Annotated in this window: 12 protein-coding genes; 1 reads left to right on the top strand and 11 read right to left on the bottom strand. The window is 68.7% G+C overall.

Annotation, left to right across the window (positions count from 1 at the left end; translation table 11 throughout):
• Positions 1-137 precede the first annotated feature (137 nt).
• The 3 genes from DFO45_RS21065 to DFO45_RS21055 all read right to left on the bottom strand — a co-directional run bounded on the left by DFO45_RS21065 (position 138) and on the right by DFO45_RS21055 (position 3494).
• Positions 138-938 (bottom strand): DNA-binding transcriptional regulator, encoded by an 801-nt coding sequence (locus DFO45_RS21065; RefSeq protein ID WP_133866400.1) that lies wholly within the window; start codon positions 936-938, stop codon positions 138-140.
• Positions 939-1053: 115 nt separating this feature from the next.
• Positions 1054-1896, bottom strand: coding sequence for a fumarylacetoacetate hydrolase family protein (locus tag DFO45_RS21060; RefSeq protein WP_133866399.1), 843 nt, complete (start codon positions 1894-1896; stop codon positions 1054-1056).
• 71 nt (positions 1897-1967) lie between these two features.
• A complete protein-coding gene (locus DFO45_RS21055; protein WP_133866398.1) occupies positions 1968-3494 on the bottom strand; it encodes a bifunctional 3-(3-hydroxy-phenyl)propionate/3-hydroxycinnamic acid hydroxylase in 1527 nt (508 codons plus the stop codon).
• Between the two features lie 197 nt (positions 3495-3691).
• On the opposite strand from DFO45_RS21055, the gene DFO45_RS21050 reads away from it, so the two are divergent.
• Positions 3692-4504 (top strand): 3-keto-5-aminohexanoate cleavage protein, encoded by an 813-nt coding sequence (locus DFO45_RS21050; protein ID WP_133866397.1) that lies wholly within the window; start codon positions 3692-3694, stop codon positions 4502-4504.
• A gap of 27 nt (positions 4505-4531) precedes the next feature.
• On the opposite strand, the gene DFO45_RS21045 is transcribed toward DFO45_RS21050, so the two are convergent.
• The 8 genes from DFO45_RS21045 to DFO45_RS21010 form a co-directional block, all read right to left on the bottom strand.
• Positions 4532-5500 (bottom strand): VOC family protein, encoded by a 969-nt coding sequence (locus tag DFO45_RS21045; RefSeq protein WP_133866396.1) that lies wholly within the window; start codon positions 5498-5500, stop codon positions 4532-4534.
• A 141-nt stretch (positions 5501-5641) separates the two neighbouring features.
• The gene (locus DFO45_RS21040) at positions 5642-6985 is read right to left on the bottom strand and encodes an MFS transporter (RefSeq protein WP_133866395.1); all 1344 of its coding nucleotides are present in this window, start codon (positions 6983-6985) and stop codon (positions 5642-5644) included.
• A gap of 351 nt (positions 6986-7336) precedes the next feature.
• Positions 7337-8665, bottom strand: coding sequence for an MFS transporter (locus DFO45_RS21035; protein ID WP_133866394.1), 1329 nt, complete (start codon positions 8663-8665; stop codon positions 7337-7339).
• Between the two features lie 303 nt (positions 8666-8968).
• A complete protein-coding gene (locus DFO45_RS21030; RefSeq protein ID WP_133866393.1) occupies positions 8969-10123 on the bottom strand; it encodes an acyl-CoA dehydrogenase in 1155 nt (384 codons plus the stop codon).
• Between the two features lie 22 nt (positions 10124-10145).
• A complete protein-coding gene (locus tag DFO45_RS21025) occupies positions 10146-11342 on the bottom strand; it encodes an acyl-CoA dehydrogenase family protein (protein WP_133866392.1) in 1197 nt (398 codons plus the stop codon).
• Positions 11343-11345: 3 nt separating this feature from the next.
• Positions 11346-12533: an acetyl-CoA C-acyltransferase gene (locus DFO45_RS21020; protein WP_133866391.1), complete on the bottom strand. Its 1188-nt coding sequence runs from the start codon at positions 12531-12533 to the stop codon at positions 11346-11348.
• Positions 12534-12555: 22 nt separating this feature from the next.
• On the bottom strand, positions 12556-14235 hold the full coding sequence (locus DFO45_RS21015; RefSeq protein ID WP_133866390.1) for an AMP-binding protein: 1680 nt from the start codon (positions 14233-14235) through the stop codon (positions 12556-12558).
• A complete protein-coding gene (locus DFO45_RS21010; protein ID WP_133866389.1) occupies positions 14235-16310 on the bottom strand; it encodes a 3-hydroxyacyl-CoA dehydrogenase NAD-binding domain-containing protein in 2076 nt (691 codons plus the stop codon). Before DFO45_RS21010 ends, DFO45_RS21015 begins: the two co-directional genes overlap by 1 nt.
• Positions 16311-16577 lie beyond the last annotated feature (267 nt).

Here is a 16577-nt window from a genome sequence, read left to right as displayed (position 1 = left end):
GACGATGCTCCGGCTCCACTGCTGTTCGCTGCGGAGGTGTGATCAAACCGTATGTGCCTGTGCCTGGAGCGGCGCTCGGACCTTCGCGGCCGGAGGGCGGCACGCCCGGAGGATGCCGGTCGGGCGGCAGCGTCAGCTCAATCGGGCGGTGGCGCGCCCGCCTGCGCGATGGCCGAGGCGACCTCCGCGAGCGTCCTTCCGTGGGCGCGGATGGCTTCGGCGAGTGAGAGGGCGGAGCGGATCCAGATCATGGAAACCACAGCCTCCACCCGCTGGCCCACCATCACCGGCACAGCGATGCTGCTGGTCTTCGGCCGGAACTCGCCGCCATCGCGCACCGCGAATCCGTTCTTCCGGGTTTCCGACAGGCAGCGCGCCAACCACGCGTCATCGAGGAAGGGACGGTCCTCCCCGTCATCCATGCGCCGCAGGTGGCCGAGGATGGCCTGCCGGTCTTCCGGCGGACAATAGGCGAGATAGGCGCGCCCGGCGGAGGTCCTGAGCATGGGCAGGCGGAAGCCGATCATGCCGCGGTCGATGGACAGGGGGCTGCGGGTGTGGGTGGTCTCCTGGATCACCATGGCCGCATCCTCGTAGACCGTCAGATCGAGAGGCCACACGAGGCGGGGCGCATAATGGCCGAACACGGGGCCTGCCGCCTGGCAGATGCGCGCCTGCGCGGCATAGCCATCGCCAAGGCTGGCGGCGAGGCGGGTGACGCGGACCTGCGTGGAGGAGGCGGAAAAGGCCACGTAGCCCTCTTCCTCCAGCGTCTGCAGCAGCCGATAGACCGTGGGCCGGGGAATGCTGAGCGCGCGGGCGATCTCCGCCGCCGACGTGCTGCCGCAGGCATTGATATGCCGCAGCACCGCGAGGCCCCGGCGCAAAGCGCGCACGCCGTCGCTCTTCTCGGGCGTCGCGTCCCTGTCCTCGGCCATTTCCCCGTCTCGCCGGATCCCCCGGTCTCTTTTTGTATCGTACACAATGCACACCTGCCGTGGCCAGCGTTCCAGCCACGGCAGGTGTCACGTCTTCAAGGCACTTTCCGCGGGCTCACCGCTCGGCGACCACCGGGTTGCGCAGCACGCCGACGCCGCTCACCTCCACTTCCACCACGTCGCCGTCCTTCATGAACAGCTTCGGCGTGCGGCGGGCGCCGACACCGCCCGGCGTACCGGAGACGATCACGTCGCCTGGCAGCAGCGGCAGGATGGTGGAGGTGTAGGCGATGAGGGTCGGGATGGGCGTGATCATCATATCGACGCTCGTCTGCTGCACCTGCTGGCCATTGAGGCGCGTGGTGAGCTTGAGCTGAGTCGGGTCCGGGATTTCGTCCGCGCTTACCATCCAGGGGCCGAAGCCACCCGTGGCGGCGAAGGTCTTGCCCGGCATGAACTGTGAGGTGTGGCGCTGCCAGTCGCGGACGCTGGCATCGTTGTAGCAAGCATAGCCGGCCACGTGGGAGAGCGCATCCGCCTCGGAGATGCGCCGGCCGCCCTTGCCGATGATGACGGCGAGCTCGCCCTCATAATCGAACTCGTCGGATTCCAGCGGCTTCACCAGCGCCGCGCCGGAGCCCACCTGGCTGCCGGGATAGCGGGCGAACAGCATGGGGTTGGGCGTGACGGTGCGGCCCGTCTCCGTCACGTGGTCATGATAGTTGAGCCCCACGCACACGATCTTGTCGGGATCGGGAATGACCGGATCGAGGGCCACGTCGTCTAGCGCGACATCGGCGGGCGCGGCGGCGAAGGGGGCCGCGCGTTCCAGACCGCCGGCGATGAAGGACCGCAGCGTCGGGGCCTCAGGGAAACGGCGGGCGAGATCGACGATCCCGCCGTCGGTCACGAGGCCATAGCTGGCGCGGCCGGCATGGGTGAAGGAAGCGAACTTCATCGGGCGAACCTTTTCCTTGAACATCTTCTTGGGGGAAACAGGAGAGGGCCGGGCGGGCGGTGCCGGCCGGATCAGGCGGCGGCGCGCTGGGGCAGGTAGGCCATCGGCCAGTCGGCCAGGGCGGCAAGGTCTCCGTCATCGAGCACCGCTCCCGCCACATAGCGGTCCGGCCGCAGCAGCAGGGCGCCGACGCCTTGCGCCTCCAGGAGGGGCTTCAGAGCCGGACAGGTGGCTTCGGTGACCACCGTCACCCCGGCCGCCGCGAAGCGCCGGCGCACCGGCTCGCTCGCGGCGCTCCACATCCGCTCGCCAGCGAGCAGGGCGAAGCCGAATCCGACGGCGTCATCCAGCAGCCGCCCGTCGGCGAGCCTCGGCTGGGCGAAGCGGCTGCCGGCGAGCTCGCTGCGGCCGGCAGCGATGCCCGGCCCCAGCCGGGGCACGCGGCTCTGGATGCGGACGACGCCGTCTGCGTCGCGGAAGGCGGCATTCAGGGCCGCTTCGGTGCCGCAGGTGTTGATGAGCCCGCCCAGACGCACGGCCATTTCGATGTAAGCATGGGCGTCCGGGCCCCGTTCGCTCTGATAGGTGTCGAGCAGGCTCTCACCGGCCTGCCCGTGCACCACCGCCTCCAGCTTCCAGGCGAGATTGGCCACGTCGCGGATGCCCGAACACATGCCCTGCCCCATGAAGGGGGGCGTCTGGTGCGCGGCATCGCCTGCGAGCAGCAGCCGGCCCGCCCGCCACTGGCGGGCGACGGCGGAATGGAAGGTGTAGACGGCGGCCCGCTCCAGATCCGCCTCGTCGGGCGCGAGCCACGGCGCGAGCAGCGACCAGACCGTCTGCGGCTGGACCACCGTGCGGCTGTCTTCGTGCGGCAGCACGGTGATTTCCCAGCGCCGGCGGTCGCCGGGGCCGCGCACATAGGTCGCCGGCCGCGCCGGGTTGCAATACTGGATGGTGTGGTCCCCCAGCTCGGGCTTCGGCTGCCGCAGCACGGCATCCACCACCAGCCAGCGCTCGTGAAAGCCGAGATCGTCCATGGACGACCCGATGAAGCGGCGCACCAGCGAGCGGGCACCGTCGCAGCCGACCACATAGCGGGCACGGACCTGCCGCAGGCGGCCGGTGGTCAGTTCCTCATAGCGGACGGTGACGCCCTCGCGATCCTGCTCGAAGGCGAAGGCATCGCAGCGGGCACGCACCGTCACGCTCGCGAAGCGCTGCAGACCGTCGCGCAGGACGCGCTCCAGATCCGGCTGGTGGAAACGGTAGCTGGCATGCCAGCCCTGGCCGCTCACCTCCTGCGGGCGGGGCCAGTCCATAAGCAGCGCGCCCTGCGCATCGATGAAGCGCATGCCGGGGTTGAGGCGCGTCGTCGGCAGGATCGCATCGGCGAGGCCGATGGTCTGGAACACGCGCATGACCTCATCGTCGAAGTGCACCGCGCGCGGCAGGTGATAGGCCTCGCTCTCGCGCTCCAGCACGAGGGTCGAGAGGCCCTTGAGGCCGAGCAGGTTGGCCAGCGTCGCGCCGACCGGACCGAGGCCGATGATGACGATGTCGAACGGGTTTTCGGACGTATCGGTGGCTTCGAGCATCGTCCCCTCCTTGGTGTTGGCGTCTTGCTGCGGCGCCTTGGTACTGGTGCCTGTTGGGGCCGACTGATCCCAGAGCGGGCGAGGCCCTTCAATACGGGTGGCCGGAGTGTCCGTCTGGCGGACAGGGGCATTCGGGCGCATACGGATCACCCGCGCTCGGCTAGAAGCAGGTCCGGCACGACGGCAAGCGAGGTTCCATGCGGCCCATTCTCATCATGTCTGCGATCAACGGCGCGCGGCGCACCAAGGCGGACCATCCCGCGCTGCCCCTGTCCCCGGCGGACATCGCCACGGAGAGCCTGCGCTGCGCAGAGGCGGGCGCGAGCGCCATCCATCTGCACGTGCGCGATGATGAGGGGCGGCACAGCCTCGATGCCGGACGCTATGCGGAAGCCATCGCCGAGATCCGGCAGCGGGGCGCGCGCGATCTCATCCTGCAGGTCACCACGGAGGCTGTGGGGCTCTACGGTCCGGCCGAGCAGATGGCGATGGTGCGGACGGTGCGTCCGGAGGCCTTCTCGGTCGCCGTGCGCGAACTCTTCAGCGATCCCGCTCTGTCCGGCGAGGCGACGGCCTTCCTTGCGGACTGCGCGGCTGGCGGCATGGCGGTGCAGTACATCCTCTATGACGGGGCGGATGTGCAGCGCTTCGATGCGCTCGCGGAGGCTGGGCAGATTCCGCTAGCCAATGCCGCCCAGCTCTTCGTCCTCGGGCGCTATGGCGACGGCCCGCCCTCGACGCCTGCGGCGATCCTCGGCTTCCTGTCTGCCCGCCGGCACATCCTCGACTGGTCGGTGTGCGCCTTCGGCCCTACGGAAAGCGCCTGCTGCGTGGCGGCCGCGCTTCTGGGCGGCGACGTACGCATGGGTTTCGAGAACAATCTGCACCTGCCGGACGGGCGGCTGGCGCCCGACAATGCCGCTCTCGTGACGCATTTCGTGGCTGCTGCGCGGGCGCTCGGCCTGCGGCCGCTGGAGCTTGCGGAGGCGCGGGCGCGGCTGGGGCTCTGAAGCCCCGGCCGCTGGATCGGAAAGGGATCAGCCGGCGAGCTGGCCGTAGAGCCAGGGGCAGTCCACCACGGCGGGCGCGCGGATGCCGTTGGCGGCAGCGTCGAGGCGCATCTGGCGCAGCCGGGCGCGCGGCTCTTCCGGCAGATAGAGCCGCTCATGACCCCAGAAGCTCGGCCCGGCGAAGGTCTCGTGCGGCTCCCAGGCGGCCGGGTCGATCTGCCGCCCGCCCCAGCCGTTCTCCACGAAAAAGCCGGAGGGCGAATGGGCATAGAAGGAGGTCATGTAATCATTGGTGTGCCGCCCGAGCGTATAGGCGACGCGCCCCTCCTGAAGCTGGGCGAGATCATAGCCCTGGCCCACGTCGTCCAGATTGCAGAACTCCACCATGAAGTGATGGAAGCCGATCTGCCCCGAGCCCACCATGGCGAAGCTGTGATGGCGGTTGTTCACATGGAAGAAATACAGCGGATAGGGCGTCAGCCCGTAATCCGTGACATGGAAGCCCAGCACGTCGCGATAGAAGGGCAGCAGGGCCTCGATGCGGATCGCGTGCAGCACCGCATGGCCCATGCCGAGCGCGCCAGTGCGGAAGCCCGAGATGGGGCGGCCGGGCACGAAGGGCTCGCTCGCACGCATGGGATTGAAGAACAGCTCCACGCTGTTGCCGTCCGGGTCCTCGAAGGTGATCAAATCCTCAACAAAGCGCTGGTCGGCCAGCGCGCGGCTGCCGCGCCGCACGGCGCATCCGGCGGCTTCCACACGCGCGCCGAAATGGTCGAGGTCTGACTTTTCCGCCACTTCCCAGCCCATGGCGGCGAGCACCGGGCCGGGCTCGTCGACGACGAACAGGCGCTGGCGCTGGTCGTCCATGCGGAAGGTGCGGGCGGCCTTGCTGACATCCATGGCCTGCATGGCGAGAAGGCCGGCGGCGAAATCGTGCCAGTCGCTCATCTTGTCCGAGCGGATGCCGATATAGCCGAGCGCGATGATGCCCATGGCGGTGTCCTTCCTGCTGGTGGCGGGGGGCGAGTCCGGAAAATGGCTCGGGATGCGGCGTCCGGACCGCGCGTCCTGATTAAGCGGAACCGGCGGGCCTGTCGCCCGCCGGTCGCTTGGGGTCCGCTGGGCGGACAGGGCTCAGAGCGGAGGCAGGCCCGAGGCCTTGAGCGGGGCTTCCACCCGCTCATCCCGTGACGCCCCCCGGCGCTCCGGCACGAGGAAGCTGCTCCACAGGCTGAGGGCCGCGCACAGAGCGATGTAAAGGGCGGGCGCGGAGGGCATCTGCGTGCGCTCGATCAGCATGGTGGCGGCGAGCGGTGCGAAGCCCGAGAGAATGGTGACGCTGATGTTGTAGGACAGAGCGATGCCGGTGAAGCGCACCTTGGTCGGGAACAGGGTGGCGAGGATGCTCGGCCAGATGCCGCTGGCGAGGGAGAAGACCAGCGAGAGAAGCGCGAGCACGAGCACGATGCTGGCACCCCGGTTGGCCATGAGCGCGAACAGCGGCACCACCGTGATCAGCATCAGCAGCGAGCCGGCCCGCAGGATGAGGCGCGCCGACATGAAGTCGCCCGCCCATCCCGCGATCATCAGGCCGATGGAACTCACCACCAGCGCCACGGTCATGGCAAGGGCCACCTCGGGCGCGGGATAGCCGAGGGTCTTCACCAGGAAGGCCGGCACGAAGCCGTAGAGCATGCCGTTGAAGCCGGCGATGATCGCCGCGACTCCGGCCGCCACCAGCAGCGCACGGCCGTGGTTGCGCACCAGTTCGCCCAGCGGATGCTTGGCCGCCTTGCCGTGCAGGTTCACGAATTCCGGCGATTCTTCGAGCTTGCGGCGCAGGGCGAAGCTGACGAGGCCGATGACGCCGCCGAAAAGGAAGGCGATGCGCCAGCCATAGGAGGCGACATCCTGTGGCGGCAGCGCATACTGGATGCCCAGATTGACGAGGGTGGCAATCAGCACGCCCACGTTGACGCAGAAGATGATGAAGCCGCAGGCAAGGCCCGCCCGCCGCGGGGCGGCTTCCACGGCGTAGGTGACGGCACCCGGCAGTTCGCCGCCGAGGCAGACGCCCTGCACCAGACGGAAGGCGACCAGCAGCAGCGGGGCAGCGATGCCCCAGCGGTCGTAGCCCGGCAGCAGACCGATGGCGATGGTGGCCAGCGTGGTGAGGCCGAGCGAGGCGATGAACACCGGCCGCCGGCCGTAGCGATCGCCCAGCGTGCCCAGCAGTGCGCCGCCGAAGGGGCGGGCGAGAAAGCCCAGCGCGAGCACGGAGAAGGACAGGATCAACGAGACATAGGGATCGTTGGCGGGAAAGAACTGCGCCGAGATGTACTGGACGAAGATGCCGTAGATGATGAAATCGTAGAATTCGAGCGATCCACCGAGGCTGGCGAGCAGGATGATGCGCCACTGTGCCCGGCTGAGATGCGCCGGTGCATGCCGTGCGCTGGTCTGCGAAATGCTGGTCATGTCCTTGAGCCCTCCGGCTGATCTTATTGTTGGGGCGGAATACGCTTGTCCGGTCGGCGGGCAGGTTTGCCCATGCCACCGGAAGCAGAGACGGGAGCATTCCCTCGGAAGGTTGGCCCCCTTCGCTGGGAATGTCTTGATGGGGTATCGTGAATGCCTGTTCGGGCAGGCCGAAGACCTGCGCGCACCGGCCGTCCGTTTGGCGCAGGACGGAGGGTGCGGTCGGCGCCGGGCGTATGGGCGCCCGTTTCATCCTCCCACATGCTTCTTCTTGTCTTCGTCTAAGGCGACGGCTGCTTCCGGGCGTAGCGGAAAAACGGACCTGTCCGCCTGCCGGACGCCCCCGATGTGTCAGGGGCGGCGGGCGACCTGTCGTGGGGCCGGCAGGTCGCCCCGCTGGCGCAGGAACGCCCGCAGGACGAGGGCGAGGAGGCCCGCGAGGAGGACCACGGCCGCCAGCAGCTCGAGAGCGGCGGTGAAGCGGTCGGTATGCTGCTTGATGAAGCCCACCGCATAGGGACCGGCAAAGCCACCAAGATTGCCCACGGCATTGATGAGTGCGATGCCGGCGGCGGCCGCGGTTCCGCGCAGGAAGAGCGGGGGCACCGACCAGAAGGGGCCGAGCGCCGCATAGATGCCGATGGAGGCGCAGGTGACCGCGCCGATGGCCAACAGGGGCGTCGGGACATGCACGCTCGCCAAAAGCCCAGCCGCGCCGAGGAAGGCCGCGCCCGCCACGTGCAGGATACGCTCCCCCGAACGGTCGCTGTGGCGGCCCCAGGCCAGCATGGCGACGGCGCTCAGGGCATAGGGCAGGACGAGCAGCAGCCCCACCTGCTCGACGCTGTAGCCCATGTCACGGATGATCTGCGGCAGCCAGAGGCCGATGCCGTAGAGCCCGACCACCAGTCCGAAATAGACGAGCCCCAGCAGCAGCACCCGCCCATCCCGGAGCGCGGGCCACAAGGCGTGGCGGGCGGTGGCATCGCCCGCTGCGTTGTCCTTCGCCAGCCGGCCTGCGATCACCTGCTGTTCGCGCGCAGTCAGCCAGCGGGCGTCCGCCGGGCCGTCCGGCAGCAGCACCAGAACAACGAAGCCGAGCAGGACGGCGGGCAGGCCTTCGATGATGAACAGCCATTGCCAGCCGGCGAGGCCGCCAAAGCCGTGGCTCTGCATGATCAGTGCCGATAGCGGCGAGCCCACCGCGCTGGCGATAGGCACGGCTGCCATGAAGAGGGCGACATAGCGCGCCCGCATGGCGAGCGGAAACCAGGTGCCGAGATAAAGGATCATGCCCGGCAGGAAGCCGGCCTCCGCCGCGCCGAGGAGGAAGCGCAGGAGGAAGAAGGAGGTCGGACCGGTCACGAAGGCGGTGGCGGCGGAGATGAGGCCCCAGGTGACCATGATGCGGCAGATCCAGAGCCGCGCGCCCACCTTTTCCAGCACAAGATTGGAGGGCACCTCGAACAGGAAGTAGCCGATGAAGAAGATGCCGGCGCCCCAGCCATAGACCTGCGGGGAGAAGCCGAGGTCCGCATTCATGGTGAGGGCGGCAAAACCGACGTTCACCCGGTCGAGGAAGCTCACGAGATACAGGAGCATCATGAACGGGATGAGTCGCCGCGCCGCCTTGGCGAAGGTCAGCTTCTCTTCCGCCGTCAATCCCGCTCCCGCATCCATGCTCGGCTCTGCGCTCCCGGCCCCGTCTGCCGTTCATGGCTGCGGGATGCCGGATCGTCAACGGGCAACGGTGCTGGGCCTCCAGAGCGCGATCCGAGCGGATTGAATCAATCCGCTCGGTGAATCGCCCTCTAAATTCAAGAAAGAGAACGCGTGATCCGATCAGATTGCGATGCAATCTGATCGGCGCGTGCTCCAGCGCCGGCCTCGATCACCGATGCCAGCGCCTGCCGGTACTTGCGGCACCTGGAGTTCGCGCGGGTGAAGCGGACGCCTCTGGCGGATCACTTCACACGCGGACCGTCAGTCAGCGCCGACGAGGCCCTTCTCGCTCGCCACGCGGCGGGTGTGAAAGGGCGTGTCGCCGAAGGTCAGCTCGATGGCCGCCAGCCTGCGGAAGTGGTGCGCGCCGAGATATTCCATGGTCATGCCGATGCCGCCATGGAGCTGCACCGCCGTCTGTCCCACGAAGCGGGCGGAGCGGTTGATCTGCGCCTTGGCGGCGGAGATGGCGACGCGGCGCTCCTCCGCATCCTCGGCCTCCACCATCATGGCCGCATAGAGCGCCATGGAGCGGGCCTGCTCCAGCGCCACCAGCATGTCCACGGCCTTGTGCTGGAGCGCCTGGAAGGAGCCGATGGAGACGCCGAACTGCTTGCGGGTCTTCAGATACTCGATGGTCAGCTCGTGCAGCGCTTCCATGAGGCCCACGGCCTCGGCGCAGAGCGCCACGATGCCGCCGTCGATGATGCGCTCGATGATCGGCAGAGTGGCGTCCTGCGGGCCGAGCACGGCGTCCGTGGGCACGAACACGTCGGCGAGGACCACGTCGGCCGCGCGGCCGCCATCGTGCGTCGGGTAGGGCGTGAGGGTCACGCCGGGGGCATCGGCCGGCACGAGGAAGAGCGTGATGCCCGCCTCATCCCGTCGCCCGCCCGCTGTGCGGGCGCTCACCACTAGGGTCTGCGCGGCATCCGCATTCAGCACCACGCTCTTGCGTCCGTCCAGCCGGTAGCCGCCTTCCACCGCGCGGGCGGTGGTGGCCACATCGTTCAGGTCGTAGCGCGCCTGCGCCTCGCCATGGGCGAAGGCAAGGCGGACGGAGCCGTCGATGACGCCCGGCAGGAGCGCGTCCTTCTGCGCCTGCGAGCCGGCGAGGCGCAGGGCGCCGGCGCCGAGCACGATGCTGGCGAGATAGGGCTCCGGCGCCAGCGCGCGGCCGAGGGCTTCGGCCACCACCAGCAGCTCCACAGGGCCGCCGCTGAAGCCGCCGTCTTCCTCTGCGAAGGGCAGGCCGAGCAGGCCGAGCTCGGCCAGCTCCGCCCAGCGGTTCTCCATGAAGCCCAGCGGCGCGCGGCGCGCGGCTTCCAGCTGTTCGAGGCCGGGATAGATGGTCGCCGCCCAGCGCTGCACCGTGTCCCGCAGCAGGGCCTGCTCGTCCGACAGGTCGAAATTCATGACAGTCTCTCCGCGCCGTCCGTCACAGGCCGAGGATCGCCTTGGCGATCACATTGTGCTGGATCTCGTTGGACCCGCCGTAGATGGACACCTTGCGCATGTTGAAATAGGTGGGCGCTGCCGTGTCCGCCCAGGCGAACAGGCTCTCCATGTCGTTGTGCCCGGCCTCATCGCGCGTGGCCGGCAGGGCATTAGGGCCGGCGAGCTCCAGCAGCAGCTCGGTGGTGGCCTGCTGAAGCTCCGAGCCCTTGATCTTGAGGATGGAGGAGGCCGGGTCGGGCTTCGTCGGGTCGCGGGTCGCCTGCGCGGCCACCACGCGCATCTGGGTGATTTCCAGCGCCTTCAGTTCGATTTCCACGCTCGCGAGGCGGCTGCGGAAATCGAGATCGTCCCACATGGTGCCGGCGCCCGCCGGCGTGGAGCGGGCGAGCCGCTTGATGCGCGCGATCCGCTCCTTCGACATGCCGATGCGGGCGATGCCGGTGCGCTCGTTGGCGAGCAGGAACTTGGCATAGTCCCAGCCCTTGTTCTCCTCGCCCACGAGGTTCTCGACCGGCACCTTCACGTTGTCGAGGAAGACTTCGTTGACCTCGTGCCGCCCGTCGATGGTGATGATGGGGCGCACAGTCACGCCGGGGGTCTTCATGTCGATGAGCAGGAAGGAGATGCCCGCCTGCTTCTTGGCGTCCGGATTGGTGCGGGCGAGGCAGAACATCCAGTCGGCATACTGGCCGAGCGTGGTCCAGGTCTTCTGGCCGTCCACGATGTAATGGTCGCCCTCTCGCACCGCGCGGGTCTTCAGCGAGGCGAGGTCCGAGCCGGCACCGGGCTCGGAGAAGCCCTGGCACCACCAGTCCTCAAGGCTCTTGATGCGTGGCAGGAAGCGCTGCTTCTGCGCCTCGTTGCCGAAGGTGGCGATGACCGGGCCCACCATGAAGCAGTTGAACTGGAGCGGCAGCGGCACGGCCGCCTGCATCAGCTCTTCCATGAAGATGTAGCGCTGCACGGCGCTCCACGTCTGGCCGCCATGCTCCACCGGCCAGTGGGGCACGGCCCAGCCCTTGTCGTTGAGGATGCGCTGGGAGGTGACGTAATCCTCCCGCGCCAGCTTGCGGCCTTCCGAAACCTTGGCGCGGATTTCCGCCGGAATATCGGTGCGGAAGAAGGTGCGCACCTCCTCGCGGAAGGCGATCTCTTCGGGGGTGAAGCGCAGGTCCATGGATCAGGCGTCCGGGTTGATTTCAATGAGGCCGGCCGCGCCCATGCCGCCGGCGATGCACATGGTGACGACCGCGTAGCGCACGCCACGGCGCCGGCCTTCCAGCACCGCATGGCCGACGAGCCGGGCGCCGCTCATCCCGAAGGGATGGCCGACGGAAATGGCGCCGCCGTTCACGTTCACGATCTCGGGGTCGAGGCCGAGCGTGTCCCGGCAGTAAAGAGACTGGGACGCAAAGGCCTCGTTCAGCTCCCACAGGCCGATGTCGGAGACCTTCAGGCCCTGCCGTTCCAGCAGACGCGGCACGGCGAAGACCGGGCCGATGCCCATCTCGTCCGGCTCGCAGCCGGCGGTGGCATAGCCGCGGAAGATGCCCAACACGGGCGCATTCTGGCGCGCGGCCTCGGTGGAGGACATGAGAACGGTGGCCGAGGCGCCGTCCGAGAGCTGGCTCGCATTGCCGGCGGTGACATACCAGTCGTCGCCGCGTACCGGCTTCAGCTTGGCGAGGCCCTCCAGCGTCGTGTCCGCGCGGTTGCCTTCATCCTTGGTGAGGGTCACGCTCTCGCGGCGCGTCTCGCCGCTCGCCTTGTCGGTGATTTCCTTCTCGACCGTCATGGGGACGATCTCGTCATCGAACAGGCCGGCAGCCTGCGCACGGGCGGTGCGCTGCTGGCTGGCAAGGGCGAACTGGTCCTGCGCCTCGCGCGAGACGCCGTAGCGGCGGGCCACCGTGTCGCCGGTCTCGATCATGGTGACGTAGATGTCCGGCCTGTTGGCGATCAGCCAGTCATTGCGGAACAGCTCGCGATTGACGGGCTGCACCAGCGAGATGCTCTCCACGCCGCCAGCCACCGCCACCGGCACGCCGTCCATGACGATGCGTCGGGCCGCGCCCGCAATGGCCTCAAGGCCGGAGGCGCAGAAGCGGCTCACCGTGGCGCCGGACGCCGTGACCGGTATGCCCGCGATCAGCGAGGCGTGGCGGGCGACGTTTCCGCCCGTGGCGCCTTCGGGATAACCGCAGCCGAGAACCACCTCTTCCACGCTGGCCGGTTCCACCTTGCCCTTTGCAAGCGCGTGGCGGATGGCGTGGGCGGCCATGTCCGCGCCCTTTGTGATGTTGAACGCGCCGCGCTGCGCCTTGCCGATGGGCGTGCGGGCGGTGGAGACGATGACGGCATCGACCATCTGGGGTGTATCCTCCGGTATCTTATGGGTGGCCCGCCGCCGGGGCGGGCGTCTGCGCGGCCACTTCCTCGATCAGCACCTTGGGCAGCAGCTTGCCGACCGGGCTGCGGGGCAGGGCCTCGCGGAATTCGAGCGAGCGCGGCATCTCGTGGCGGCCGAGGCGCTCGGCGAGGAAAGCGTGCAGGTCTTCCAGCGTGAAGGCGGGCGCGCCGGGCTTCAGCACCACATAAGCCCGCGCCGACTGGCCGCGATAGGCATCGGGCACGCCGATGACGATCACCTCATGGACCGAAGGGTGCTCGTAAATCGCGTTCTCGATGGCCGCCGGATAGACGTTGAAACCGGACGAGATGATCATGTTCTTGCGCCGGTCGACGATCTCGAACAGGCCGCTGTCGTCCATGCGCCCCATGTCGCCGGTGAGGAACCAGCCGTCGTGGAAGGCGGCGGCCGTGCCCGCTTCGTCGCCGAGATAGCCGGCGAAGACGTTCGGCCCGCGAATCGCGATCTCGCCCACTTCGCCGGGCGGCAGGGCGCGGCCCGGATCGTCCATGGCCACGATGCGCATGGCGAGGCCCGGGAGCGGCACGCCGATGAGGCCGGGCCGGCGCGTCACGCGGAATGGCACGCGGGAGCCGGCAGGCCCGGTCTCGGTCATGCCCCAGCCGTTGTTGAGCTGGTTGCCCACAATGGCCTCGATCCTGGCCTGCACCTCGAAGGGGAGGGGCGCACCGCCGCTGACGCAGGATTTCAGCGATGAGAAGTCCACGCTCTCGACGCCCGGACGGTTCAGCAGCGCCACCCACATGGTAGGCACGCCGGAGAATTGCGTGGCACGCAGTTCGCTCACGTCGCGGATTAGCGTCTCCACATCGAAGCGCTGGCGCAGCAGGATTTCGTTGCCGTCGCGGATGTGGCGCAGGAGCACCGTGGTGAGCGCGTAGATGTGGAACAGCGGCAGGACTGCGACCACTTTCTCCGTGCCGGCCACCAACGGGCGCCCGCCATCGCGCCACAGCCGATACATGCTGACCGCCGAGGTGAGGTTGCCGTGGCTGAGCATGGCGGCCTTCGGCAGGCCCGTGGTGCCTCCGGTGAACTGGAGCACCGCAATGTCGCCGGGCTGCGGCAGCGGCGCGGTGAGCGGCGCGTCGCTGAACAGAGCGGCGAGCGGCCGCACGCCGGCTTCGTCCGGCACGGGCAGGGGCGCGACATCGCCCGCACCCCAGCGGGCATCCTCGCCCACCAGCACCTCATCCAGCAGGCCTTCCGCCAGCGCGTCCAGCGCACCCGGCAGGAAGCCGGGCAGATTGGTGGTGATGAGCCGCCGTGCGCCGGTGGCCTTCAGCTTGTGATGGATTTCCCGCCGGGCATCGAGGGCGCTGATGTGCACCACCCGCGCCCCGAGCCGGGTGACGGCAAAGAAGCAGATGGGATGCCACGGCGTGTTCGGCAGCAGCAGAGCGACGGCATCGCCTGCCGCCACGCCGGCGGCGCTGAGGCCGCTCGCGAGGCGATCCACCTCACGGGCGAGCTGGAGATAGGACAGCTTCGCGCCCCGAAAGTCGAAAGCCGGTGCCTCTCCCTTGGCTGCCACGCCGGCGGCGAGGAGATGGGGCAGGGTGGTGATTTCCAGCGGCGTATCCCAGTCGCACACATCGGGGAAGTGCTGCTGCCACAGGGGGCGGGCGGGGGCGGACATCAGGCGGCGTCCTTGTCCGCGAAGGAGCCGCCCTGCGCCAGCCTCCGCAGCAAAGCGGCAGGCTTCAGGCTGTCGTCGCCCGTCTCGGCGGCGAGAGCGTCCAGCGCCTCGACGATCCTGGCGAGACCGACACCTTCCGCCCAGTGCATGGGGCCGCCGGTGAAGTTGGGCCAGTTGTAGCCGTTCACCCACACCACATCGACATCGCTGGAGCGCGAGGCGATGCCTTCTTCCAGGATCTTCGCGCCCTCATTCACCATCGGGTACATGAGGCGGGCGATGATCTCCTCGCGGGAGAAGCTGCGGCGGGTGATTCCCCGCTCATCGGAGAGGCGGGTGATGAGCGCCTCCGTATCCGGATCGCGCTCGCCCTTGCGGGCGCCTTCGGGATAGCGATAGAAGCCGCGCCCAGTCTTCTGGCCGAAGAAGCCCTGCTCGGCCAGCGCGTCCGCCACCGGCGCCTTCGCGCCCGTGGCCTTGCGCGCCCGCCAGCCGATATCGAGGCCGGCCAGATCACTCATGGCGAAGGGGCCCATGCGGAAGCCGAAATCGGTCACCGCATCATCGACCTCATGCGGCATGGCGCCGGCGAGCAGCAGCCGCTCGGCGGCCTGGGTACGTTTTGCGAGCATCCGGTTGCCCACGAAGCCGTAGCAGACGCCCACCACCACCGGCAGCTTGCCGATCTTACGGGCGAGGTCGAGGCTGGTGACGAGCACATCCGGCGCCGTCTTGGCGCCGCGCACGATCTCCAGCAGGCGCATGACGTTGGCGGGGCTGAAGAAGTGAAGGCCCACCACGTCCTGCGGACGCTTGGTCGTCTCGGCGATGGCATTGACGTCGAGATACGAGGTGTTGGTGGCGAGGATGGCGCCGGGCTTGGCGATGCGGTCCAGCGCGCCGAAGATTTCGGCCTTCACGCCCATGTCCTCGAAGGCCGCCTCCACCACGATGTCGGCCTCGGCTGCGGCCTCAAGGCCCACACGGCCGGTGATGAAGCCGAGGTGCCGCTCCATCTTCTCGGAGGTGAGCGAGCCGCGCTTCACGGAGGTCTCGTAATTGGAGCGGATGCGGGCGAGGCCGGCGCTGAGCGCCTCTTCCTTCACCTCGATGAGGGTGACGGGAATGCCCGCCTGCGCGAAGCACATGGCGATGCCGCCGCCCATGGTGCCGGCGCCGATGACGGCGGCGCTGGCGACGGGACGCGCCTTCACCTCCTTGCCGATGCCGGGCACGCGCGCGGCCTCGCGCTCGGCGAAGAAGAGGTGGCGCAAGGCCTTGGAGGTCGGGTCCTTCACGAGTTCGAGGAAGGCGGCGCGCTCTGCGGCGAGGCCTTCCGCAAGGCCCTTCTCGAGGCCAACCCGAACGGCATGCGCGAGCGCCGCCACATTGGGCATGCGGGGCGATTTGCGAATCGCGTCGCTGGCCGCCGTCTCGAACGCGGCGCGGTCCTCGGCGCTGAACTTGCCCTCGGCCGCGCCGGAGCGGGGCCAGGTGCCGGCTTCCGCCAGCCGGAGCGCCTGGGTGGCGGCGGTAGCAACCAGATCGCCATCGGCGATGTCGTCCACGAGGCCCATGGCGCGGGCCTTTTCGGCAGAGACGGGCTCACCACCCGCCATCATGGCGAAGGCGGGGGCGGCGCCAACGAGACGCGGCAGGCGCTGCGTTCCGCCAGCGCCGGGAATGATGCCGAGCTTGATTTCCGGAAGGCCGAGCCTGGCGGCCGGCGCGGCGACGCGGGCATGGCAGGCGAGGGCGAGTTCCAGCCCGCCGCCGAGGGCGAGACCGTTGATGGCCGCGACCACCGGCTTCGCGCTGCCCTCCACGGCCGAAAGAACGTCGGGCAGGGACGGCGGCACGGGCGGCTTGCCGAATTCGGAAATGTCGGCGCCGGCCACGAAGACCTTGCCCTCGGCGGCGATGACGATGGCCCGCACGTCCGCATTGGCGAGGGCCGCGGTGAGGCCGGAGACCAGGCCGGCCCGCACCGCCGCGCCGAGCGCGTTCACGGGCGGATTGGCAATGGTGAGGGTGGCAACGCCGGCGGCGGAGATCTCGGTGCGAACGGGGTCCATGCGTCCTCCCATATTCTGCATTGCAGAACTATCGTCTGCATATTCCGCTCGTTGATGGAGCGTGCCGGATCGGCTGTCAAGGTCGGCGGGCGAGACAGGAGGTTCCTAATTACCAAATATGGCTATATGTTCTGCAATACGGAATTCATGTCTGCGGAAATTGACAATCCCGCGTTCCGCATGCGATGCAGTTCTTGCCCCTGAGATCCGTCGCGGAAGGGGCCATACACGCGGACCCAACCGCGTATGGGAGGCAACGCGGCACGA

Origin of the sequence: Azorhizobium sp. AG788 (genome assembly GCF_004364705.1) — a bacterium.
Classification (GTDB): Bacteria; Pseudomonadota; Alphaproteobacteria; order Rhizobiales; family Xanthobacteraceae; genus Azorhizobium; species Azorhizobium caulinodans.
This window is presented reverse-complemented; position numbering and strand designations above follow the sequence as displayed.

Excerpts from the sequence above, each read along its gene's own strand:
- DFO45_RS21010 (WP_133866389.1), bottom strand. The coding sequence starts at position 16,310 with ATGGACCCCGTTCGCACCGAGATCTCCGCCGCCGGCGTTGCCACCCTC.
- DFO45_RS21055 (WP_133866398.1), bottom strand. The coding sequence starts at position 3,494 with ATGCTCGAAGCCACCGATACGTCCGAAAACCCGTTCGACATCGTCATC.
- DFO45_RS21045 (WP_133866396.1), bottom strand. The coding sequence starts at position 5,500 with ATGGGCATCATCGCGCTCGGCTATATCGGCATCCGCTCGGACAAGATG.
- DFO45_RS21015 (WP_133866390.1), bottom strand. The coding sequence starts at position 14,235 with ATGTCCGCCCCCGCCCGCCCCCTGTGGCAGCAGCACTTCCCCGATGTG.
- DFO45_RS21025 (WP_133866392.1), bottom strand. The coding sequence starts at position 11,342 with ATGGACCTGCGCTTCACCCCCGAAGAGATCGCCTTCCGCGAGGAGGTG.
- DFO45_RS21060 (WP_133866399.1), bottom strand. The coding sequence starts at position 1,896 with ATGAAGTTCGCTTCCTTCACCCATGCCGGCCGCGCCAGCTATGGCCTC.
- DFO45_RS21035 (WP_133866394.1), bottom strand. The coding sequence starts at position 8,665 with ATGGATGCGGGAGCGGGATTGACGGCGGAAGAGAAGCTGACCTTCGCC.
- DFO45_RS21030 (WP_133866393.1), bottom strand. The coding sequence starts at position 10,123 with ATGAATTTCGACCTGTCGGACGAGCAGGCCCTGCTGCGGGACACGGTG.
- DFO45_RS21020 (WP_133866391.1), bottom strand. The coding sequence starts at position 12,533 with ATGGTCGATGCCGTCATCGTCTCCACCGCCCGCACGCCCATCGGCAAG.
- DFO45_RS21040 (WP_133866395.1), bottom strand. The coding sequence starts at position 6,985 with ATGACCAGCATTTCGCAGACCAGCGCACGGCATGCACCGGCGCATCTC.
- DFO45_RS21065 (WP_133866400.1), bottom strand. The coding sequence starts at position 938 with ATGGCCGAGGACAGGGACGCGACGCCCGAGAAGAGCGACGGCGTGCGC.
- DFO45_RS21050 (WP_133866397.1), top strand. The coding sequence starts at position 3,692 with ATGCGGCCCATTCTCATCATGTCTGCGATCAACGGCGCGCGGCGCACC.